Origin of the sequence: Pseudomonas sp. NY15181 (genome assembly GCF_048068055.1) — a bacterium.
Taxonomy (GTDB): Bacteria; Pseudomonadota; Gammaproteobacteria; order Pseudomonadales; family Pseudomonadaceae; genus Pseudomonas.
Window position 1 is genome coordinate 154,117 of record NZ_JBLUPT010000002.1, and the last position, 15,978, is coordinate 170,094.

The following is a 15,978-nucleotide window of genomic DNA, read 5'->3' on the forward strand; positions in this document are numbered from 1 at the left end:
TCCGCCGCCCGTACCGGCGCGGCGACGTATTTGCATCGGATACTGACTCAACGCGCACCGGGGAAGGCTTCCTCGTCGCGGAACGGGAACCACCAGAAGTCCTGGGCCGAGGCCGCCGGGTCCATCATCACGAACTTGCTGTGGCGGAAGGTATCCAGGCCTTCGGCGCCCAGCTGGCGCCCCATGCCCGACTGCTTGCGGCCGCCGAACGGGCCGGCATCGTTGTCCAGCAGCGGCGCGTTGACCCACACCATCCCAGCCTCCAGGGCGTGCACGGCGCGCATGCTCTCCTCGAGGTCGGTGGTGTAGATGGTCGACCCCAGGCCGTAGCGCGAGTCGTTGGACAGCTTCAGCGCCTCGTCGAGGCTTGCGACCCGACAGATCGGCGCCACCGGGCCGAAGCTCTCGTCATGCAGGATCTCCATCTCCGGGCGCACGTCGCGCAGCACGCTCGCCTCGGCGAACCAGCCCCGCTCCAGGCCGCGCGGACGGCCACCGCCGGCGGCGACGCGTGCCCCCTGCTCGATGGCGCGCTGCAGAATGCGCTCGTAGCGCTCGCGCTGCACCCGCGAGGCGAGCGGCCCCATGTCCACCTTGTCCAGGCCGTTGCCGACCCGGATGCGCCCGGCATGGTACGCCAGGCGCTCGACGAAGGCGTCGTACACGGCGTCGTGCACGTAGAAGCGCTCCGACGAGGCGCACACCTGGCCGCAGTTGAGGTAGGCGCCAAAGGCCGCGCCGCGGGCGGCGATGTCCAGCGGCGCCGAGGGCATCACGATGAACGGGTCGTTGCCCGAGGTCTCGATCAGGGTGCGCTTGTACAGCCCGGCGCACTCGCGGGCGACGATGCGCCCGGTCTCGATCCCGCCGGTGAACGCCACCATGTGGGTATCGGGGTGACGGACCAGTTGCTGGGCGACCTCGGCGCCGCCGGTCAGCACCTGCACCAGGCCCTCGCCCAGCGCGGCGAAGGCCTGCACGAATTGCAGGGTGGTCAGCGAGGTCAGCTCGGACGGCTTGATGATCACCGAGTTGCCCGCCGCCAGGGCCGCGGCGGCCTGCCAGCAGAGCAGGCAGAGCGGATAGTTGAAGGGCAGGATCAGCACCACCACGCCCAGCGGTTCCTTGAGCGAGAAGTTGAACTGCCCGTCCACCACCGGGCCGGTGACCCGACCGATCTCATGGCGTCCCAGCTCCGCGTAGTAGTCCACCGCGGTGGCCGACCAGGAAACTTCGTCGAAGGACTCCTTGTAGGTCTTGCCGATCTCGCGGGTGAGCATCTCCGCCACCAGCGGCTGCTGCCGGCGGATTTCCGCGGCGGCCGCATGCAGCGCTTCGGCGCGATGCAGGCCATTGCTGCGGTTCCACAGATGCTGGGCGCGGTTGGCCACGGCGACCGCGCGCTCGACCTCCTCGCGACTGGCGTCACTGATCTGGCCGATGCACTGCTCGGTGGCCGGGTCGAGGACATCCTGGCTGGCGCCGCCGGAGCCCGGGCGCAGCTGTCCGTCGATCCATTGGCAACCGCTGAGCCGAGCAAAGTGTTCAAGAGCATTCATGGTGCGCTTTTCCTTTCTGACGACTGTGGACTGAGTCCGGGGAACCCCGGCGGCCACCGCCGGCCGGGTTCGGTTCAGCGCCAGACTAGGGCTGTCGCAAGCCGCCGATCTTTCAGCTTCCTGCGGCGCTTTGCGCAATCCTGCGAATTCTTCGCGCCCTGGCCGGTCAGCCGGCAGGTGCGCCGAAGCCCCCGATGCGGCACAATTCCAGCATTACCGTTGCTGACAGCCATGCCCCCGGACATGGCCGGAGTTATTCGATGTCCCTGAAAATCACCGACGATTGCATCAACTGCGACGTCTGCGAACCCGAGTGCCCCAATGCCGCGATCTCCCAGGGCGAGGAGATCTACGTGATCGACCCGAACCTGTGCACCGAGTGCGTCGGCCACTACGACGAACCGCAGTGCCAGCAGGTCTGCCCGGTCGACTGCATCCCCCTCGACGAAAACAACGTCGAGAGCAAGGAGCAACTGATGGAGAAGTACAAGAAGCTCACCGGCAAGGCGTGATCCGGGGCGTTTCGACATATTTTCATTGAGCTCTCACAAACCCTTGGGCCGTGGGATTGTCTATCCTCCCTAGTTCGCCCAATCAGGTTTTCCAGCCGGTGCAGCCGGCGGTTCGTGAGATGCCATGTCCCTGTTGAATATCCGCTCCCGCACCTCCCTGCTCGGCCTCTGCAGCCTCCTGCTGCTCAGCGCCGCCCTGCATGCCGCGGAACACCCGGCGCAGGCCGGCGTTGCCACCGCCCATCCGGCGGCCACCGTGGCCGGCCTGGAAACCCTCGCCGGCGGCGGTAACGCCTTCGACGCCGCCGTGGCCATCAGCGCTGCGCTGGCGGTGGCCGAACCCTATGGCTCCGGCCTGGGCGGCGGCGGCTTCTTCCTGCTGCGCCAGGCCGGCGATCCCCCGACCTACCGTTTCATCGACGCCCGCGAGCGCGCCCCACTGGCCGCCCATGCGCGGATGTACGAGCGCAACGGCAGGGTCGACCCGCAGCTGTCGCTCAATGGCGCGCTGGCCGCCGGCATTCCCGGCCTGCCCGCCGCGCTGGCGGACATCACCAGCCGCTACGGCAGGAAGACCCTGGCGAATAACCTGGTGCCGGCGATCCGCCTGGCCACCGACGGCGTCTCCGTCGACCGCGTCTACATCGACCGCGCTTCCTGGCGCCTGGACGCCATGCGCAAGGACCGCGAAACCTCGCGCATCTTCCTCCCCAGCGGCAACCTGCCCGAAGAATGGGACCTGGTGCGCCAGCCAGACCTGGCGCGTACCCTGGAACGCTTGGCCCGTTATGGCCGGATCGGTTTCTACGAGGGCGAGACCGCCGACAAACTGGTACAGGGCGTCCGCGCCGCCGGCGGCCTCTGGAGCCTGGAGGACCTGGCCAGCTACCGCAGCGTGGAGCGCCCGGCGCTGCGCTATCCGCTGGCCGACGGCAAGGAACTGATCAGCGCGCCGCCGCCCTCCGCCGGCGGCGTCGCCCTGGCCCAGAGCCTGGGGATGCTGCAGCAATTGCCGTGGCAGAAGGCCGACCCGGTGCAGCGCGTCCACTACGTAGTGGAAGTGCTGCGCCGCGCCTACCGCGACCGCGGCCTGCTGGGCGACCCCGACCGCGTCGCCAATCCCGTGCCGCAACTGCTCGCTGCCGACTACCTCAAGCGTCTGGCCGGTGGCATCGACCCGCAGCGTGCCACCCCGAGCGCTTCCCTGCCCCCGGCGCCCGCCTGGCGCGAGGGCGACCACACCACCCACTTCGTGGTCATGGACGCGGACGGCAATGCGGTGGCCGCGACCCTGTCGGTCAACCTGCCGTTCGGCGCCGCCTTCACCGTGCCCGGCACCGGCGTGCTGCTCAATGACGAGATGGATGACTTCGCCACCGACGTCAGCGGCGCCAACGCCTATCAACTGGCCGGCAGCCAGGCCAATGCCGTGGCCTCCGGCAAGCGTCCGCTGTCGAGCATGAGCCCGAGCTTCATCGAGAGCCCCACAGAGCTGGCGGCCTTCGGCACCCCCGGCGGCAGCCGGATTCCCAGCATGGTGCTGCTGTCGATGCTGGATTACCTGGATGGCAAGCCGATCCAGCAATGGGTGTCGTCGCCGCGCTACCACCACCAGTACCTGCCGGACGTGATCGAGCACGAGCCGCGCACCTTCAGCGGCAGCGAAATGGCCGAGCTGAACCGCCGTGGCTATACGCTCAAGGATGTCGGCCGTGCCTATGGCAACCAGCAGGTGCTGCTGTGGAACAAGAAGTCCGGAGAGGTACAGACGGCCAGCGATCCGCGCGGCATCGGCATCGCCACCGAGCTGGCGATGCCATTGCGCTGATCACTTCAGGGGCGGCTCTTCACGGCAGAACCAGGGCCGGCGCATCGTCGTCCTGCGGCTCGAACATGCCATGCTCGGTGCCCAGTTGCAGCACGTTGCGCAGGCTCTGGACGATGCGGCTCGCATAGCCCAGGTCGTTCATCAGCGAGCTGGTCTGCAGGCCGTCCAGCTCCTGCTGGCGCACGGCGGCGAACAGGCGCTGGCGGAAGGCCGCGTCGAACGCCGCGGCGCTTTCGTCGAGCAGTTGCAGGCGCGCCAGGAGCGCGGCTTCCGGTAGCTCACCCCCGATCAGCGCGCCCATCGCCCGCACCTCACGCAGCATACCGAGCAGGTGGCGGCGCAGTTCCACGTAGGCATCGCGTGTGCTCGACGGCCGGCCCCGCAGGGCCTGTCCGAGGTTCTTCTGCAGGTGCTTGGCGTCCTTCACCGCGTCCACCAGCTGCAGCGCCACCACCTGGCAGGATAGCCAGAGCCGCTGGTGCTCCTCGTCCAGCAGCACGTCCAGGCGGCCCATGAAGCTCAACAGGTCGCCGTAGACACCCTTGATATGGCGCTGGTAAAGCACCTCCGCGGACAGCGCGTGACGGTCCGGCGCGGCCCGCAACTGACTTTCGTCCACACGCGGCTGGCTGAGCATTTCCACCGGCAGGTACAACGCGTGGCAGATCACCTCGATACTCAGCCGGCCCAGATGGCGCAGCTCCTGAAGCACCGCGCTGGCCGAGGCGTCGGCGGAGTCCAGTGCCCGTTCGTTGAGGTAGCGTGCATGGGTGCGCTCGATGGTCGGCTCGGCGGGCGCCATGTCGGTAATCAGCACCGGCGGCTCCTCCACCTCCGGCAGCCAGCGCACCAGCGCCTTGGCCAGGGCGCCCTGCAACGGCCAGAACAGCAGTACGCCCATGCCGTTGAACAGCGTGTGGAACAGCGCCAGCTGGATCATCGGGTTGTCCGCCAACCCGAACGGCGTCACCAGCGCGTGCACCAGCCAGGTCAGGGGCGAGAGCAGGATGAAGGTCAGCACACCGGTCACCACGTTGAACAGCACGTGCGCCAGCGCCAGCCGCTGCCCACTGCGGTTGCCGCCCAGGGAGCCGACGAAGGCCGTGGTGACGCTGCTGCCGACGTTGGAGCCGATGGCGATGGCCAGGCTCTGGCCCAGCTCCAGCTGGCCGCCGGCCAGCGCCGCCAGGGTGAGCATCAGGGTGGCGTGGCTGGATTGCAGCACCACGGTGATCAGCACACCGAAGGTGACGAACAGCAGCGATCCGAGCATGCCCTCGGCCTGCAGCTCGCTGGCGTCCAGGGCGTCGCCGAAGCTCTGGAAACCTTCCTTGATCTGGTCAATGCCAAGGAAGATGAAGGCGATCCCCAGGAGGATGCGCCCGGCCGCCTTGCTCTTGTCGCCGTTGAAGCCCATCAGCACGCCGAACACCAGCAGCGGCAGCGCCAGCGGGCTCAGGCTGAGGTTCTGCCCGGCCAGGGCGAGCAGCCAGATGCCACTGGTGGCGCCGAGGTTGGCGCCGAAGAGAATGGCGATGCCACCGGCCAGCTGGATCAGCCCGGTGCTGATGAAGGCAATGGTGAGCAGGGAGACCAGGGTGGAGGATTGCAGCAGGAAGGTGCCGACCAGGCCGAACAGCAGGCTCTTGCCGCGGGTCGCGGTGCTTTTCTCCAGCCAGCGCTCAAGCTGGCTGCCGGCCAGGTCGCGCAGGCCCTCTTCCAGGCACTGCATGCCGAACAGGAACAGTGCCAGCCCCGCGCCCAACTGCAGCAGACCGGCACTGGACCAGAAGCTATAGCCAAGGCCAACGGCAACCAGCAACAGAAGCACGGGACGCAGGTGCTTCTTCAGCCGGGTCGTGTCCATACGTTACCTGCTGCAGACGACGCATCGCCCTGGATGCGTCCGCTATCACGGGACGGCCCGAACCCGGCCGCCCCACGGGCAGAACTCAGTCCTGCTTGTAGCCGCTCTTGGTGCAGCCCAGGCAACGAACGAAGGCGGACTTGCCCGGCTCGATCACCAGTGCCTCGCCGGCTTCCTTGACGTTGCCACCCAGAGCGCTGAACGGCAGGGTCACCACGAACGCGGCGGCGCCCACCACGGTGGCGGCGATCAGCAGCGGACGGGCGAAGATCAGGTCGCCCATCATGGCGTAGCCGGGCGGGGCCTCGACGGTGTAGATCGGGTCGCCGCTGGCGCTGGAAGCCACCACTTCATCGGCGACGGCCGGCATCGCCGACAGCCCGCAGGTCAGAGCCAGGACAACGGCGGTGGTGCGAAACAGGTTCATGGAGAGAAGTCCTTTTTATGTAGTTGGGCAGGCAGACTGCCATTAACTATAACAGCGCTCCGTGACTTGTCGCGTGACAGCCTTCAATCGCCGAAGAATGCATATTCAGGCTTTTTCGGTACAAACGGCCGGTAGAAATCCAGCATCCGCCGCAGATCGCCCGCCTCGTCCCCCGTCGGCCAGAAGGGCTCGCCGATGACGATGCGCCGCCCCGGATAATCCAGTGCGGCCGGCACGATGGGCACACCCGCGCCACGGGCGATGTGGTAGAAGCCCATTTTCCAGCGCTCGACTTTCTTGCGGGTGCCCTCCGGCGAGAGGATCAGCATCATCTCGCGGCTCTCGCGGAAGGCCTGCACCGCCTGGTCCACGGTATTGAGCTTGAGGTGCCGCTGGATCGGGATGCCGCCCCAGCGGCGCATCAATCCGCCCCAGGGACCACGGAACAGGGTGTGCTTGCCGAACCAGCGGGCATTCAGGCGCAGCACGAACTTGGCGGCGAGGAACAGCATGAAGTCCCAGTTGGACGTGTGGTGGGCGCCGATCACCACGAACTTGTCGAGGGCGGGCAGGGAGCCCTCGATGCGCCAGCCCGCGATACGCAGCATGGCATGGCCGAGCGCCTCGGCCAGCGGATTGCGGGGCAGATAATTACCGGACATGAATCACCTGGTGGCCCCCTCGAGAGGGGCCATTGTTGTTATGGATTATTTTAGAGCGACAGATTAACGGTGGCGGCGGGCGTCAACGTTGGCAGCGCGGACAGTACACGCTGGCGCGCTGGCCGAGGCGGACCTCGCGCAGGGTCGAGCCGCAGACCTTGCAGAATTCGCCGCCGCGTCCGTAGACGAACAGCTCCTGCTGGAAGTAACCCGGCTGGCCGTCGCCGCCGACGAAGTCACGCAGCGTGGTACCGCCGCGCTCGATGGCGATCGCCAGAATGCGTTTGATCTCCTGCGCCAGCTTCAGGTAGCGGGCACGGGAGATGGAGCCCGCCTCGCGGCGCGGGTCGATGCCGGCGGCGAACAGCGCCTCGGTGGCGTAGATGTTACCGACACCGACCACCACCGCATTGTCCATGATGAAGGGCTTCACCGCCATGCTGCGGCCCCGGGACATCTGGTACAGCCGCTCGCCCTCGAAGGCGTCGGTCAGCGGCTCCGGCCCGAGATGGCGGAGCAGCTCATGCTCCAGCGGCGCCTGGCTCCACAGCAGCGCACCGAAACGCCGGGGATCGGTGTAGCGCAAGGCCATGCCCGACTCCAGCTCGATATCCACATGCTCGTGGCGCGCCGCCGGCAGTCCGCACTCGACCAGACGCAAGCTGCCCGACATGCCCAGGTGGCTGATCAGCGTGCCAGCCTCGGCATTGAGCAGCAGGTACTTGGCCCGCCGCTCCACCTGCAGGATGCGCTGCCCGGAGAGGCGCACATCGAGGTCCTCCGGGATCGGCCAGCGCAGACGGCGCTCGCGGACGATCACGCGACTGACGCGCTGGCCTTCGAGGTAGGGCGCAATGCCCCGGCGGGTGGTTTCGACTTCGGGTAATTCAGGCATGGATCGATACGCAGGAGAATTCTGTAGGAGCGAAGGGACCGCTAGTTATTGCTCGCGAACATCGGAAAAAGCAAATGCCTTGCGTGAAAGCCCGCACCCAAGGTGAGGCATGGGGGCTTTTGTAGGGGCGGACTCCGTCCGCGATAGGCCCGGCGCAAGAGCATCGCGGACGGAGTCCGCTCCTACGAGATGCAATGGTGCGTAGACGACAGCAACTCAGTCCAGCGCACGCGCCAGCTGGATCAGCTCCCCGCGCCACTCCGCAGCCTGCGGCAGGGCGAGGAATGATTGGTTGAGCAGCGTATCCCGGGCTTCATAGGTGAAGGTCTGGCCATGCAGGTCGAGCACTTCGCCACCGGCACCCTCCAGGACGCCCTGGGCCGCCGCGGTATCCCACTGCGAGGTCGGCGCCAGGCGCGGATAGCAGTCCGCCGAGCCCTCGGCCAGCAGGCAGAACTTCAGGGAACTGCCGATATTGGCCAGCTGCAGGTCACCGAAACGCTCCGCCAGACCAGCCAGCAGGCGCTCCTGGGCCGGGCTGGAATGGCGCTTGCTGGCCACCACGGTGAAGGCTTCGACGGGGCTGACCCGCACGCTGATTTCCTGCGGCTCGCCGCCGCGCTCCTCGCGCCACGCACCGAGTCCGGCACCACCGTAGTAGCAACGGCCGCTGGCGGGGACGCCGACGACGCCGAACACCACGCGGCCGCGCTCGATCAGCGCCACGTTAACGGTGAACTCCTCGCTGCCGGCGATGAACTCCTTGGTGCCATCCAGCGGGTCCACCAGCCACCAGCGCGTCCACTGGGCACGCTGTTCCAGCGGGATGTCGCAGTCTTCCTCCGACAGCACCGGCACCTCCGGTGCCAGGGCGCGCAGGCCGTCGGCCAACAGGCGGTGGGCGGCCAGGTCGGCAGCGGTCACCGGCGACTCGTCGGCCTTCTGCTCGACGTTCAGGTCACCGCGCCAGAACGGCAGGATCACGTCGCCGGCCTTGTGCACCAGGTCGATTACCGCGGGAAGAAAGGCATGCATCACGGTTGGTACTCTCCTCGTTGGGTCAGCAGGTCGCGCACCAGATAGAGCGCGGCCAGTGCGCGTCCTTCGCTGAACTGGGCATGCTGGGCGAGGCTGGAAAGCTCTCGCAGGTTGATCTTGTCCACCCGCATCGGCTCCGGCTCGTCGCCAGGCAGGCTCTCGGGATAGAGATTGCGCGCCAGCACCACCTGGATGCGCTGGCTCATGTAGCCGGGCGACAGCGACAGCTCGGTGATGTACTCGAGCTCATGGGCGCCGTAGCCGGCCTCCTCCTTGAGCTCGCGGTCGGCGGCGGCGAGGATGTCCTCGCCCGGTTCCACCAGCCCCTTGGGCAGCGACAGCTGGTATTCGTCGACACCGGCGCAGTACTCCTCGACCAGCACCACATGCTCGGCGTCGAGCATCGCCACCACCATCACCGCGCCGTAGCCCTGCCCCTTGCCCACCAGACGCTCATAGGTGCGCTCCACACCGTTGGAGAAGCGCAGTTGCAGCTCTTCGACGGCGAACAGCCGGCTTTTGGCGACGATCTCGCGGGCGAGGACCGTGGGTTTCTGACGCATGGGGCAACTCCTGGGGGTGGCCGGGTCGGCTATGATAACCCGCCTTCTCCGATTGTCCGTGTCGGATGTTGCGCGGAGCCTGCCGATTCAAGGCGCAATTACGACACCCTGTTACCGAGCCCACCATGCCAAGCCTGCCCTGGTCAGCCATCGATACCGTCCTGCTCGACATGGACGGAACCCTGCTCGACCTGCACTTCGACAATCATTTCTGGCTCGAACACCTGCCCAGGCGCTACGCCGAGCACCACGGCATCACCCGTGAGCAGGCCGACGCCGAGTTGCTGCCGCTGTTCCGCGACCATGCCGGGCAACTCAACTGGTACTGCCTGGACTTCTGGAGCCGCGAGCTGAAGCTGTCGGTCCGCGACCTCAAGCGCGAGGTGGCCCACCTGATCGCCCTGCGCCCGGATGCCGACCTGTTCCTCGCCGCGCTGCGCCTGCATGGCAAGCGCGCGGTGCTGATCACCAACGCCCACCGCGATTCGCTGTCGCTGAAACTGGAGCGGGTCGAGCTCGCGCCCTGGTTCGACCGCCTGATCAGCTCCCACGACTACGGCTATCCCAAGGAAAACCCGCAGTTCTGGCAGGCGCTGCACGCCGATATCGGCTTCGACCCGGCGCGCAGCCTGTTCATCGATGACAGCCTGCCGATCCTGCGTGCGGCGAGGCAGTTCGGCGTCGGCCACCTGCTGGCGGTGCGCCAGCCCGACAGCCGTGGCGGGCCCAAGGACACCGAGGAATTCGCCGCCCAGGACAGCTACCGGTCGCTGATCGAAGGGCTCTGATTCCAAGGTCTCAAAAACAGAGCCCGGCACTGGGCCGGGCTCCTAAGTGTTGTTACGCCGGAATCCGCAGTACCTGGCCGGGGTAGATCTTGTCCGGGTGGCTGAGCATCGGCTTGTTCGCCTCGAAAATCTTCATGTAGGCGTTGGCGTTGCCGTACTCGGCCTTGGCGATGGCGCTCAGGGTGTCGCCCTTCTTCACGGTGACGAAGCGCGCTTCCGCTGCCGGAGTGGTGACAGTGATGTGGTCTTCCACGCCGGATACGCCCGCGACGTTGCCCAGGGTGAGCAGGATCTTCTCCTTCTCTTCCTGGCTGGCCACCTCGCCGGTGGCGATCACCTTGTCTCCCTCGACGCTGACCTGGATGTTCGGGTTGCCCAGGCCAACCTTGGCAATGTGATCCTTGAGCGATTCGGCGGCCTGCGCCTCCTGACCCACGATGCTTTCCCACAGCTTCTCGCCGGCTTCCTTCACGAACGCAAAAATGCCCATTTCCAACCTCCCTACGGTTACAGTGACAGGCGGCCGGCATTGGGCAGACCGCGCGCGCAAGGAGTCTAGTCGGCAAGATCGGCAACGCTCGCCGGATTATTCCCAGCCCAGCCTTTCACTGACGCAACGCCGACTCCCGGAGCCATCCGCCGATGGACATCAAACAGCTCAAGTTCCTCTGTGCTCTCGACGAGACGCGGCATTTCGGCCAGGCAGCGGCGCGTTGCCACGTCACCCAGCCGACCCTGTCGATGCGCCTGCGCAACCTGGAGGAAGAGCTGGGCCTGGAGCTGGTGAGGCGCGGGCAGCGCTTCGAAGGCTTCACCGAAGCCGGCGAGCGCGTACTGGCCTGGGCGCGCAGCCTGCTGGCCGCCCACGACGGCCTGTACGCCGAGGCCGCAGCCTGCCGTGGCCAGCTGGTCGGCACCCTGCGCCTGGGGCTGGTGCCGCTGGCGGGCTTCGACCCCATGCGCCTGATCGAGCTGTTCGCCCAGCGCCACCCGGAGCTGCGCTTCCAGCTATACGCCCTGAGTTCGGAAAGCATCCTCGAAGGCCTTGGCCGCAACCAGCTGGACCTCGGTTTGTCCTACCTCGACCGCATCGACCGCGAGCACTTCGAAGGGCTGGAGCTGGCCGGCACGCGCATGGGCCTGCTGCATGACCGCCGGCACTTCCAGTTCGACAGCCCGACCCTCGGCTGGGACGCCCTGGCGGACCTGCCCCTGGGCCTGCTCTCCACCGGCATGCATTTTCGCCAATCCATCGACCACGGCTTCCGCAGCCGTGGCCTGACGCCCCAGCCGCGCCTGGAAACGGACGCCGTGCACCAGTTGCTGCAAGCCGTGGAGCGCGGCCTGTGCTGCGCGATCATGCCGCTGGGCAGCGGGCTGGACGCCCAGGGCGAACACTTCGCCCTCACCCCGATAGAGGACGCCCGCACCCTCTCCCCGTTGGGGCTGATCATTCGCCGCGGCGAGCCGCGCTCGGCCCTGGCCGAAGCCTGCTTCCGCGAAGCGGCAACGCTGCTGGACGGGTCGCCAGACGAGTGATAGATGGCGTCGATCACGGCATCGAAACTACCCATTAGACGCCCCCGGCGTATCGGCCTAGTCTGGCGCTATTACTAGAGAACCATAGGGCTCAGCCCATGCCTTGCTTGATCGCCCGCCCGGCCGCCGCCGAGGTCCGGGCTCCCGACACGTCCGCCGACGGCTACACCTACGCCGAACTCACCCCGGAAAACGACACCGGCAGCGCCGCCCTGGCCGACGAAATCGCCCTGGCCATCGCCTACAACGGGCTCAGCCAGGCGGTGATGATGGTCTCGCCCAACGACCTGGAAGATTTCGTCCACGGCTTCAGCCTCGGCGCCGGTTTCATCGAATCCATCGACGCCATCTATGACATCCGCCTGACGCCCCACGGCGATGCCATTTCCGCCGAGGTGCAGGTCAGCAACCGCGCCTTCTGGGCACTCAAGGAGCAACGCCGCCAACTGGCCGGCAGTACCGGCTGCGGCCTGTGCGGCGTCGAGGCGCTGGACCAGGCGCTGCCGGACCTGCCGGTGCTGCCGACCGCCCCGCTGCCGCCCGCCGCCCACCTGGCCGGCCTGCGCGAGCGGGTGAATGCCGCCCAGGAAATTGCCCGCCGCAGCGGCGCCGTGCACGCCGCGCTGTTCGTTGACGGCAGCGGCGAGATCCGCCTGTGCCGCGAGGATATCGGCCGGCACAACGCCCTCGACAAGCTGGTCGGCGCCCTCAAGCGCCAGCGCCTGGACACCCGCGACGGCTTCGCCGTGGTCACCAGCCGCTGCAGCCTGGAGCTGATCCACAAGGCCCTGCGCGCCGGACTGCCCACCCTGGTCAGCCTGTCCGCGCCCACCGCACTCACCGTGCAGTGGGCCCGCGAGCACAACCTGAACCTGATCCATCTGCCCCACCGCAGCGCCCCTCGCGTCTACAGCCCGGCCCCGAAAGCCCTCTGACAGCTATCTGATATCTGACGACAGCGCCGCAGCCGTCCCTCAAGAAAGAGCCCCCATGAGCCTGCAACAAGAAAACCCTCGCTACCAACCTTACAAAGGTCCGGCCGCCGGCTGGGGCGCGCTGATCAGCGTCACCCGCTTCTGGCTGGACAGCAAGCAGCCCTTCAAGAACCTGCGCGCACTGCTCAAGACCAACCAGAGTGGCGGTTTCGACTGCCCCGGCTGCGCCTGGGGCGACTCGCCCGAAGACGGCCGGGTGAAGTTCTGCGAGAACGGCGCCAAGGCGGTGAACTGGGAAGCCACCAAGCGCCGGGTGGACGCCGCTTTCTTCGCCCGCCACAGCGTCAGCGCCCTGCGCGAGCAAAGCGACTACTGGCTCGAATACCAGGGCCGCCTGACCGAGCCGATGCGCTACGACCCGGCCACCGACCGCTACCAGCCGATCGCCTGGGACGACGCCTTCGCGCTGGTCGCCCGGCACCTGAACGCGCTGGAAAGCCCCGACCAGGCAGAGTTCTACACCTCCGGCCGGGCCAGCAACGAGGCGGCCTACCTCTACCAGCTGTTCGTCCGCGCCTTCGGCACCAACAACTTCCCCGACTGCTCGAACATGTGCCACGAGGCCAGCGGCGTGGCCCTGGGTGCAAGCGTCGGCGTCGGCAAAGGCACCGTGACCTTCGACGACTTCGAGCATGCCGACGCGATCTTCGTGTTCGGCCAGAACCCCGGCACCAACCATCCGCGCATGCTCGAACCACTGCGCGAGGCGGTGCAGCGCGGCGCCCAGGTGGTCGCCTTCAACCCGCTCAAGGAGCGCGGCCTGGAGCGCTTCCAGCACCCGCAGAACGCGCTGGAGATGCTCACCAACGGTTCCGAACCACTGAACACCGCGTTCTTCCGCCCGGCGCTGGGTGGCGACATGGCCGCCGTGCGCGGCATCGCCAAGTTCCTCCTGCAGTGGGAGCGCGAGGCCCAGGCCAAGGGTGAGCCGGCGGTGTTCGACCATGCCTTCATCGCCGAGCACACCCAGGGCGTCGACGCCTATCTGGCCGAGCTGGACGCCACCGACTGGGACCACATCGTGCAGCAGTCGGGCCTGAGCCTTGAGGAGATCGAGCAGGCCGCGGTCATGTACCGCCGCGCCGAACGCGTGATCGTCTGCTGGGCCATGGGGATCACCCAACACCACCATTCGGTGCCGACCATCCAGGAACTGGTCAGCCTGCAACTGCTGCGCGGCAACGTTGGCCGCCCCGGCGCCGGCCTGTGCCCGGTGCGCGGCCACAGCAACGTGCAGGGCGACCGCACCATGGGCATCAACGACCGCCCGCCGGTGGCGCTGCTCGATGCCCTCGAACGCCGCTTCGGCTTCAAGGTGCCACGCGAGCACGGCCACAACACGGTCGAGGCGATCGAGGCCATGCTCAAGGGCGAGGCGAAAGTCTTCATCGGCCTGGGCGGCAACTTCGCCCAAGCCACCCCGGACAGCCCGCGTACCCATAGCGCCCTGGAGCGCTGCGCACTGACCGTGCAGATCAGCACCAAGCTCAACCGTAGCCACCTCACCGTGGGCGGCGACGCGCTGATCCTGCCGTGCCTTGGCCGCACCGACATCGACCGCCAGGCCGAAGGCCCGCAGGCGGTGACCGTGGAAGACTCCTTCAGCATGATCCACGCGTCCTACGGCCAGCTGGAGCCCTCCTCCAAACAAATGCGTTCGGAGCCGGCCATCATCGCCGGCATCGCCAAGGCGACCCTGGGCAACCACCCGGTGGACTGGGACGCGCTGATCGGCCACTACGACCGCATCCGCGACCTGATCGCCGACACCATCCCCGGCTTCACCGACTTCAACCGCCGCGTGGCGCACCCTGGCGGCTTCCACCTGGGCAATGCCGCCGCCGACCGGCGCTGGAACACCGCCAGCGGCAAGGCCAACTTCCACAGCCAGCCGCTGCCGGCGGACCTGGTCCACGAGAAGGTTCGCCAATCCGGCCAGGAGCCACACCTGATCCTGCAGACGCTGCGCTCCCACGACCAGTACAACACCACCATCTATGGCCTGGACGACCGCTACCGCGGCGTGCGCGGCCAGCGCGAGGTGGTGTTCGCCAACGCAGCGGACATCCGCCGCCTGGGCTTCGAACCGGGCGAGAAGGTCGACATGGTGTCGCTCTGGGCGGACGGCGTGGAGCGCCGGGTCAGCGGCTTCACCCTGCTGGCCTACGACATCCCCGCCGGCCAGGCGGCGGCCTACTACCCGGAAACCAACCCGCTGGTGCCGCTGGAAAGCCACGGCGTGGGCAGCTACACCCCGACCTCCAAGTTCGTCGCCATCCGCTTCGAGAAGGCACAGCCGAGCCTGCGGATCGTCTGAAGCCCCTTGCGGCGCTCCGCCCGGAGCGCCCATCCCTCTGCGCATGGGCACACGCACGTCCCCCAGCCCCGGCACGCCGGACTTCTACGCGCACGCGAAAGGGCATCCCGCGAAAAATCCGCCGAAATCGCATCACGTAGGAAGAGGCTGAAAGGTAAACTCGGGAGGGAGAGGGGCTTTTTGTGATTTGCCATCATTGCAATGGCAATTTGCAGGAAAAACACACACAAAACCAAACCCTGCAATAACACTCAGACCGCCCAAAATCGAAAAAGTTCTGACCTCAAATCAAATACTTGCATTATTTGCTGAAAGTCGTGTTATTCGTCGGAAGTGGCTTGTCAGAGCCTTCGCACGAACACAGGATCGCTCCCAACATCCACACAGAGAGATCCTCTCTATGAAATACTCCTCGATGCTCCTGTTGTCTCTTGCGCTGGTTGGTGGCACCGCCTTCGCGGACGGCGACACCCGTGCCGGCGTCGGTGGCGCCCTGGGCGGGGTATTGGGTTCGGTCATCGGCCAATCGGTCGGTGGCAGCACCGGCGCCGCCATTGGTAGCGGTATCGGCGGTGCGGCCGGTGGTGCGGTCGGTGCCCGCCACGGTAACAAGACAGAAGCCGCCATCGGCGGTGGCCTGGGCGCAGCCGGCGGCCAGGTGATCGGCAACAAGATGGGTGGTACAACCGGCGGCCTGATCGGCGCGGCCCTGGGCGGCGGCGCAGGTGGCGCACTGGGTAACCACTACGCCGACAACAACCGCGACGACGATGACGACTACCACCACCACGACGGCTACCGTCGCGCGCGCTACTACGACCGCGGCGACTGGCACGACAACGGTCGCCATCGCGGCTGGTACAAGCACAAGCACCACCACCGCGACTGGGATTGATCGTCGGCAGATAAACCGCGATCAGTCCACGGAAACGATGACTGACAGCCGGGCGCAGATTGCCCGGCTGTTTTCTGTGCGGGACAATCTCCG

General features: G+C 67.1%; 15 protein-coding genes. 7 read left to right on the forward strand and 8 right to left on the reverse strand.

Annotated features, from left to right (window positions below):
• Positions 1–47 precede the first annotated feature (47 nt).
• A complete protein-coding gene (locus ACNFBT_RS06175; RefSeq protein WP_416747465.1) occupies positions 48–1,559 on the reverse strand; it encodes an aldehyde dehydrogenase family protein in 1,512 nt (503 codons plus the stop codon).
• A 260-nt stretch (positions 1,560–1,819) separates the two neighbouring features.
• On the opposite strand from ACNFBT_RS06175, the gene ACNFBT_RS06180 reads away from it, so the two are divergent.
• Positions 1,820–2,071: a YfhL family 4Fe-4S dicluster ferredoxin gene (locus ACNFBT_RS06180; protein WP_207885708.1), complete on the forward strand. Its 252-nt coding sequence runs from the start codon at positions 1,820–1,822 to the stop codon at positions 2,069–2,071.
• A gap of 124 nt (positions 2,072–2,195) precedes the next feature.
• Positions 2,196–3,899, forward strand: coding sequence for a gamma-glutamyltransferase family protein (locus ACNFBT_RS06185; protein WP_416747468.1), 1,704 nt, complete (start codon positions 2,196–2,198; stop codon positions 3,897–3,899).
• A gap of 19 nt (positions 3,900–3,918) precedes the next feature.
• Here ACNFBT_RS06185 and ACNFBT_RS06190 read toward each other — a convergent pair whose 3' ends face one another.
• The 6 genes from ACNFBT_RS06190 to nudE form a co-directional block, all read right to left on the reverse strand.
• Positions 3,919–5,766 (reverse strand): Na/Pi cotransporter family protein, encoded by a 1,848-nt coding sequence (locus tag ACNFBT_RS06190; protein WP_416747470.1) that lies wholly within the window; start codon positions 5,764–5,766, stop codon positions 3,919–3,921.
• Positions 5,767–5,851: 85 nt separating this feature from the next.
• Entirely contained in the window at positions 5,852–6,193 is a 342-nt protein-coding gene (locus ACNFBT_RS06195; RefSeq protein ID WP_416747472.1) for a multidrug transporter, read from the reverse strand.
• An 83-nt stretch (positions 6,194–6,276) separates the two neighbouring features.
• Entirely contained in the window at positions 6,277–6,855 is a 579-nt protein-coding gene (locus ACNFBT_RS06200; RefSeq protein WP_416747473.1) for a lysophospholipid acyltransferase family protein, read from the reverse strand.
• An 82-nt stretch (positions 6,856–6,937) separates the two neighbouring features.
• On the reverse strand, positions 6,938–7,750 hold the full coding sequence (gene mutM / locus ACNFBT_RS06205) for a bifunctional DNA-formamidopyrimidine glycosylase/DNA-(apurinic or apyrimidinic site) lyase (protein WP_416747474.1): 813 nt from the start codon (positions 7,748–7,750) through the stop codon (positions 6,938–6,940).
• A 216-nt stretch (positions 7,751–7,966) separates the two neighbouring features.
• Positions 7,967–8,785 (reverse strand): 3'(2'),5'-bisphosphate nucleotidase CysQ, encoded by an 819-nt coding sequence (cysQ, locus tag ACNFBT_RS06210; protein ID WP_416747476.1) that lies wholly within the window; start codon positions 8,783–8,785, stop codon positions 7,967–7,969.
• Positions 8,785–9,351, reverse strand: a complete 567-nt coding sequence (gene nudE / locus ACNFBT_RS06215; RefSeq protein ID WP_416747479.1) for an ADP compounds hydrolase NudE — start codon at positions 9,349–9,351, stop codon at positions 8,785–8,787. Before nudE ends, cysQ begins: the two co-directional genes overlap by 1 nt.
• Before the next feature lie 125 nt (positions 9,352–9,476).
• On the opposite strand from nudE, the gene yrfG reads away from it, so the two are divergent.
• Positions 9,477–10,139 carry a GMP/IMP nucleotidase gene (yrfG, locus tag ACNFBT_RS06220; RefSeq protein WP_416747481.1) on the forward strand — a complete coding sequence of 221 codons (663 nt, stop codon included), beginning with the start codon at positions 9,477–9,479 and terminating at the stop codon, positions 10,137–10,139.
• 52 nt (positions 10,140–10,191) lie between these two features.
• Here yrfG and lysM read toward each other — a convergent pair whose 3' ends face one another.
• Positions 10,192–10,629, reverse strand: a complete 438-nt coding sequence (gene lysM, locus ACNFBT_RS06225) for a peptidoglycan-binding protein LysM (RefSeq protein ID WP_416747483.1) — start codon at positions 10,627–10,629, stop codon at positions 10,192–10,194.
• Positions 10,630–10,781: 152 nt separating this feature from the next.
• On the opposite strand from lysM, the gene ACNFBT_RS06230 reads away from it, so the two are divergent.
• The 4 genes from ACNFBT_RS06230 to ACNFBT_RS06245 all read left to right on the forward strand — a co-directional run bounded on the left by ACNFBT_RS06230 (position 10,782) and on the right by ACNFBT_RS06245 (position 15,885).
• Positions 10,782–11,678, forward strand: coding sequence for a LysR family transcriptional regulator (locus ACNFBT_RS06230; protein WP_416747485.1), 897 nt, complete (start codon positions 10,782–10,784; stop codon positions 11,676–11,678).
• Between the two features lie 98 nt (positions 11,679–11,776).
• Entirely contained in the window at positions 11,777–12,613 is an 837-nt protein-coding gene (fdhD, locus tag ACNFBT_RS06235; protein ID WP_416747486.1) for a formate dehydrogenase accessory sulfurtransferase FdhD, read from the forward strand.
• Positions 12,614–12,668: 55 nt separating this feature from the next.
• Entirely contained in the window at positions 12,669–14,990 is a 2,322-nt protein-coding gene (locus ACNFBT_RS06240) for an FdhF/YdeP family oxidoreductase (protein WP_416747488.1), read from the forward strand.
• A 400-nt stretch (positions 14,991–15,390) separates the two neighbouring features.
• Positions 15,391–15,885 (forward strand): glycine zipper domain-containing protein, encoded by a 495-nt coding sequence (locus tag ACNFBT_RS06245; RefSeq protein ID WP_416747490.1) that lies wholly within the window; start codon positions 15,391–15,393, stop codon positions 15,883–15,885.
• The last annotated feature ends 93 nt before the right edge of the window (positions 15,886–15,978 follow it).

Coding starts and splice junctions, on each gene's coding strand:
- ACNFBT_RS06175 (WP_416747465.1), bottom strand. CDS start 1,559: ATGAATGCTCTTGAACACTTTGCTCGGCTCAGCGGTTGCCAATGGATC.
- ACNFBT_RS06180 (WP_207885708.1), top strand. CDS start 1,820: ATGTCCCTGAAAATCACCGACGATTGCATCAACTGCGACGTCTGCGAA.
- ACNFBT_RS06185 (WP_416747468.1), top strand. CDS start 2,196: ATGTCCCTGTTGAATATCCGCTCCCGCACCTCCCTGCTCGGCCTCTGC.
- ACNFBT_RS06190 (WP_416747470.1), bottom strand. CDS start 5,766: ATGGACACGACCCGGCTGAAGAAGCACCTGCGTCCCGTGCTTCTGTTG.
- ACNFBT_RS06195 (WP_416747472.1), bottom strand. CDS start 6,193: ATGAACCTGTTTCGCACCACCGCCGTTGTCCTGGCTCTGACCTGCGGG.
- ACNFBT_RS06200 (WP_416747473.1), bottom strand. CDS start 6,855: ATGTCCGGTAATTATCTGCCCCGCAATCCGCTGGCCGAGGCGCTCGGC.
- mutM (WP_416747474.1), bottom strand. CDS start 7,750: ATGCCTGAATTACCCGAAGTCGAAACCACCCGCCGGGGCATTGCGCCC.
- cysQ (WP_416747476.1), bottom strand. CDS start 8,785: ATGCATGCCTTTCTTCCCGCGGTAATCGACCTGGTGCACAAGGCCGGC.
- nudE (WP_416747479.1), bottom strand. CDS start 9,351: ATGCGTCAGAAACCCACGGTCCTCGCCCGCGAGATCGTCGCCAAAAGC.
- yrfG (WP_416747481.1), top strand. CDS start 9,477: ATGCCAAGCCTGCCCTGGTCAGCCATCGATACCGTCCTGCTCGACATG.
- lysM (WP_416747483.1), bottom strand. CDS start 10,629: ATGGGCATTTTTGCGTTCGTGAAGGAAGCCGGCGAGAAGCTGTGGGAA.
- ACNFBT_RS06230 (WP_416747485.1), top strand. CDS start 10,782: ATGGACATCAAACAGCTCAAGTTCCTCTGTGCTCTCGACGAGACGCGG.
- fdhD (WP_416747486.1), top strand. CDS start 11,777: ATGCCTTGCTTGATCGCCCGCCCGGCCGCCGCCGAGGTCCGGGCTCCC.
- ACNFBT_RS06240 (WP_416747488.1), top strand. CDS start 12,669: ATGAGCCTGCAACAAGAAAACCCTCGCTACCAACCTTACAAAGGTCCG.
- ACNFBT_RS06245 (WP_416747490.1), top strand. CDS start 15,391: ATGAAATACTCCTCGATGCTCCTGTTGTCTCTTGCGCTGGTTGGTGGC.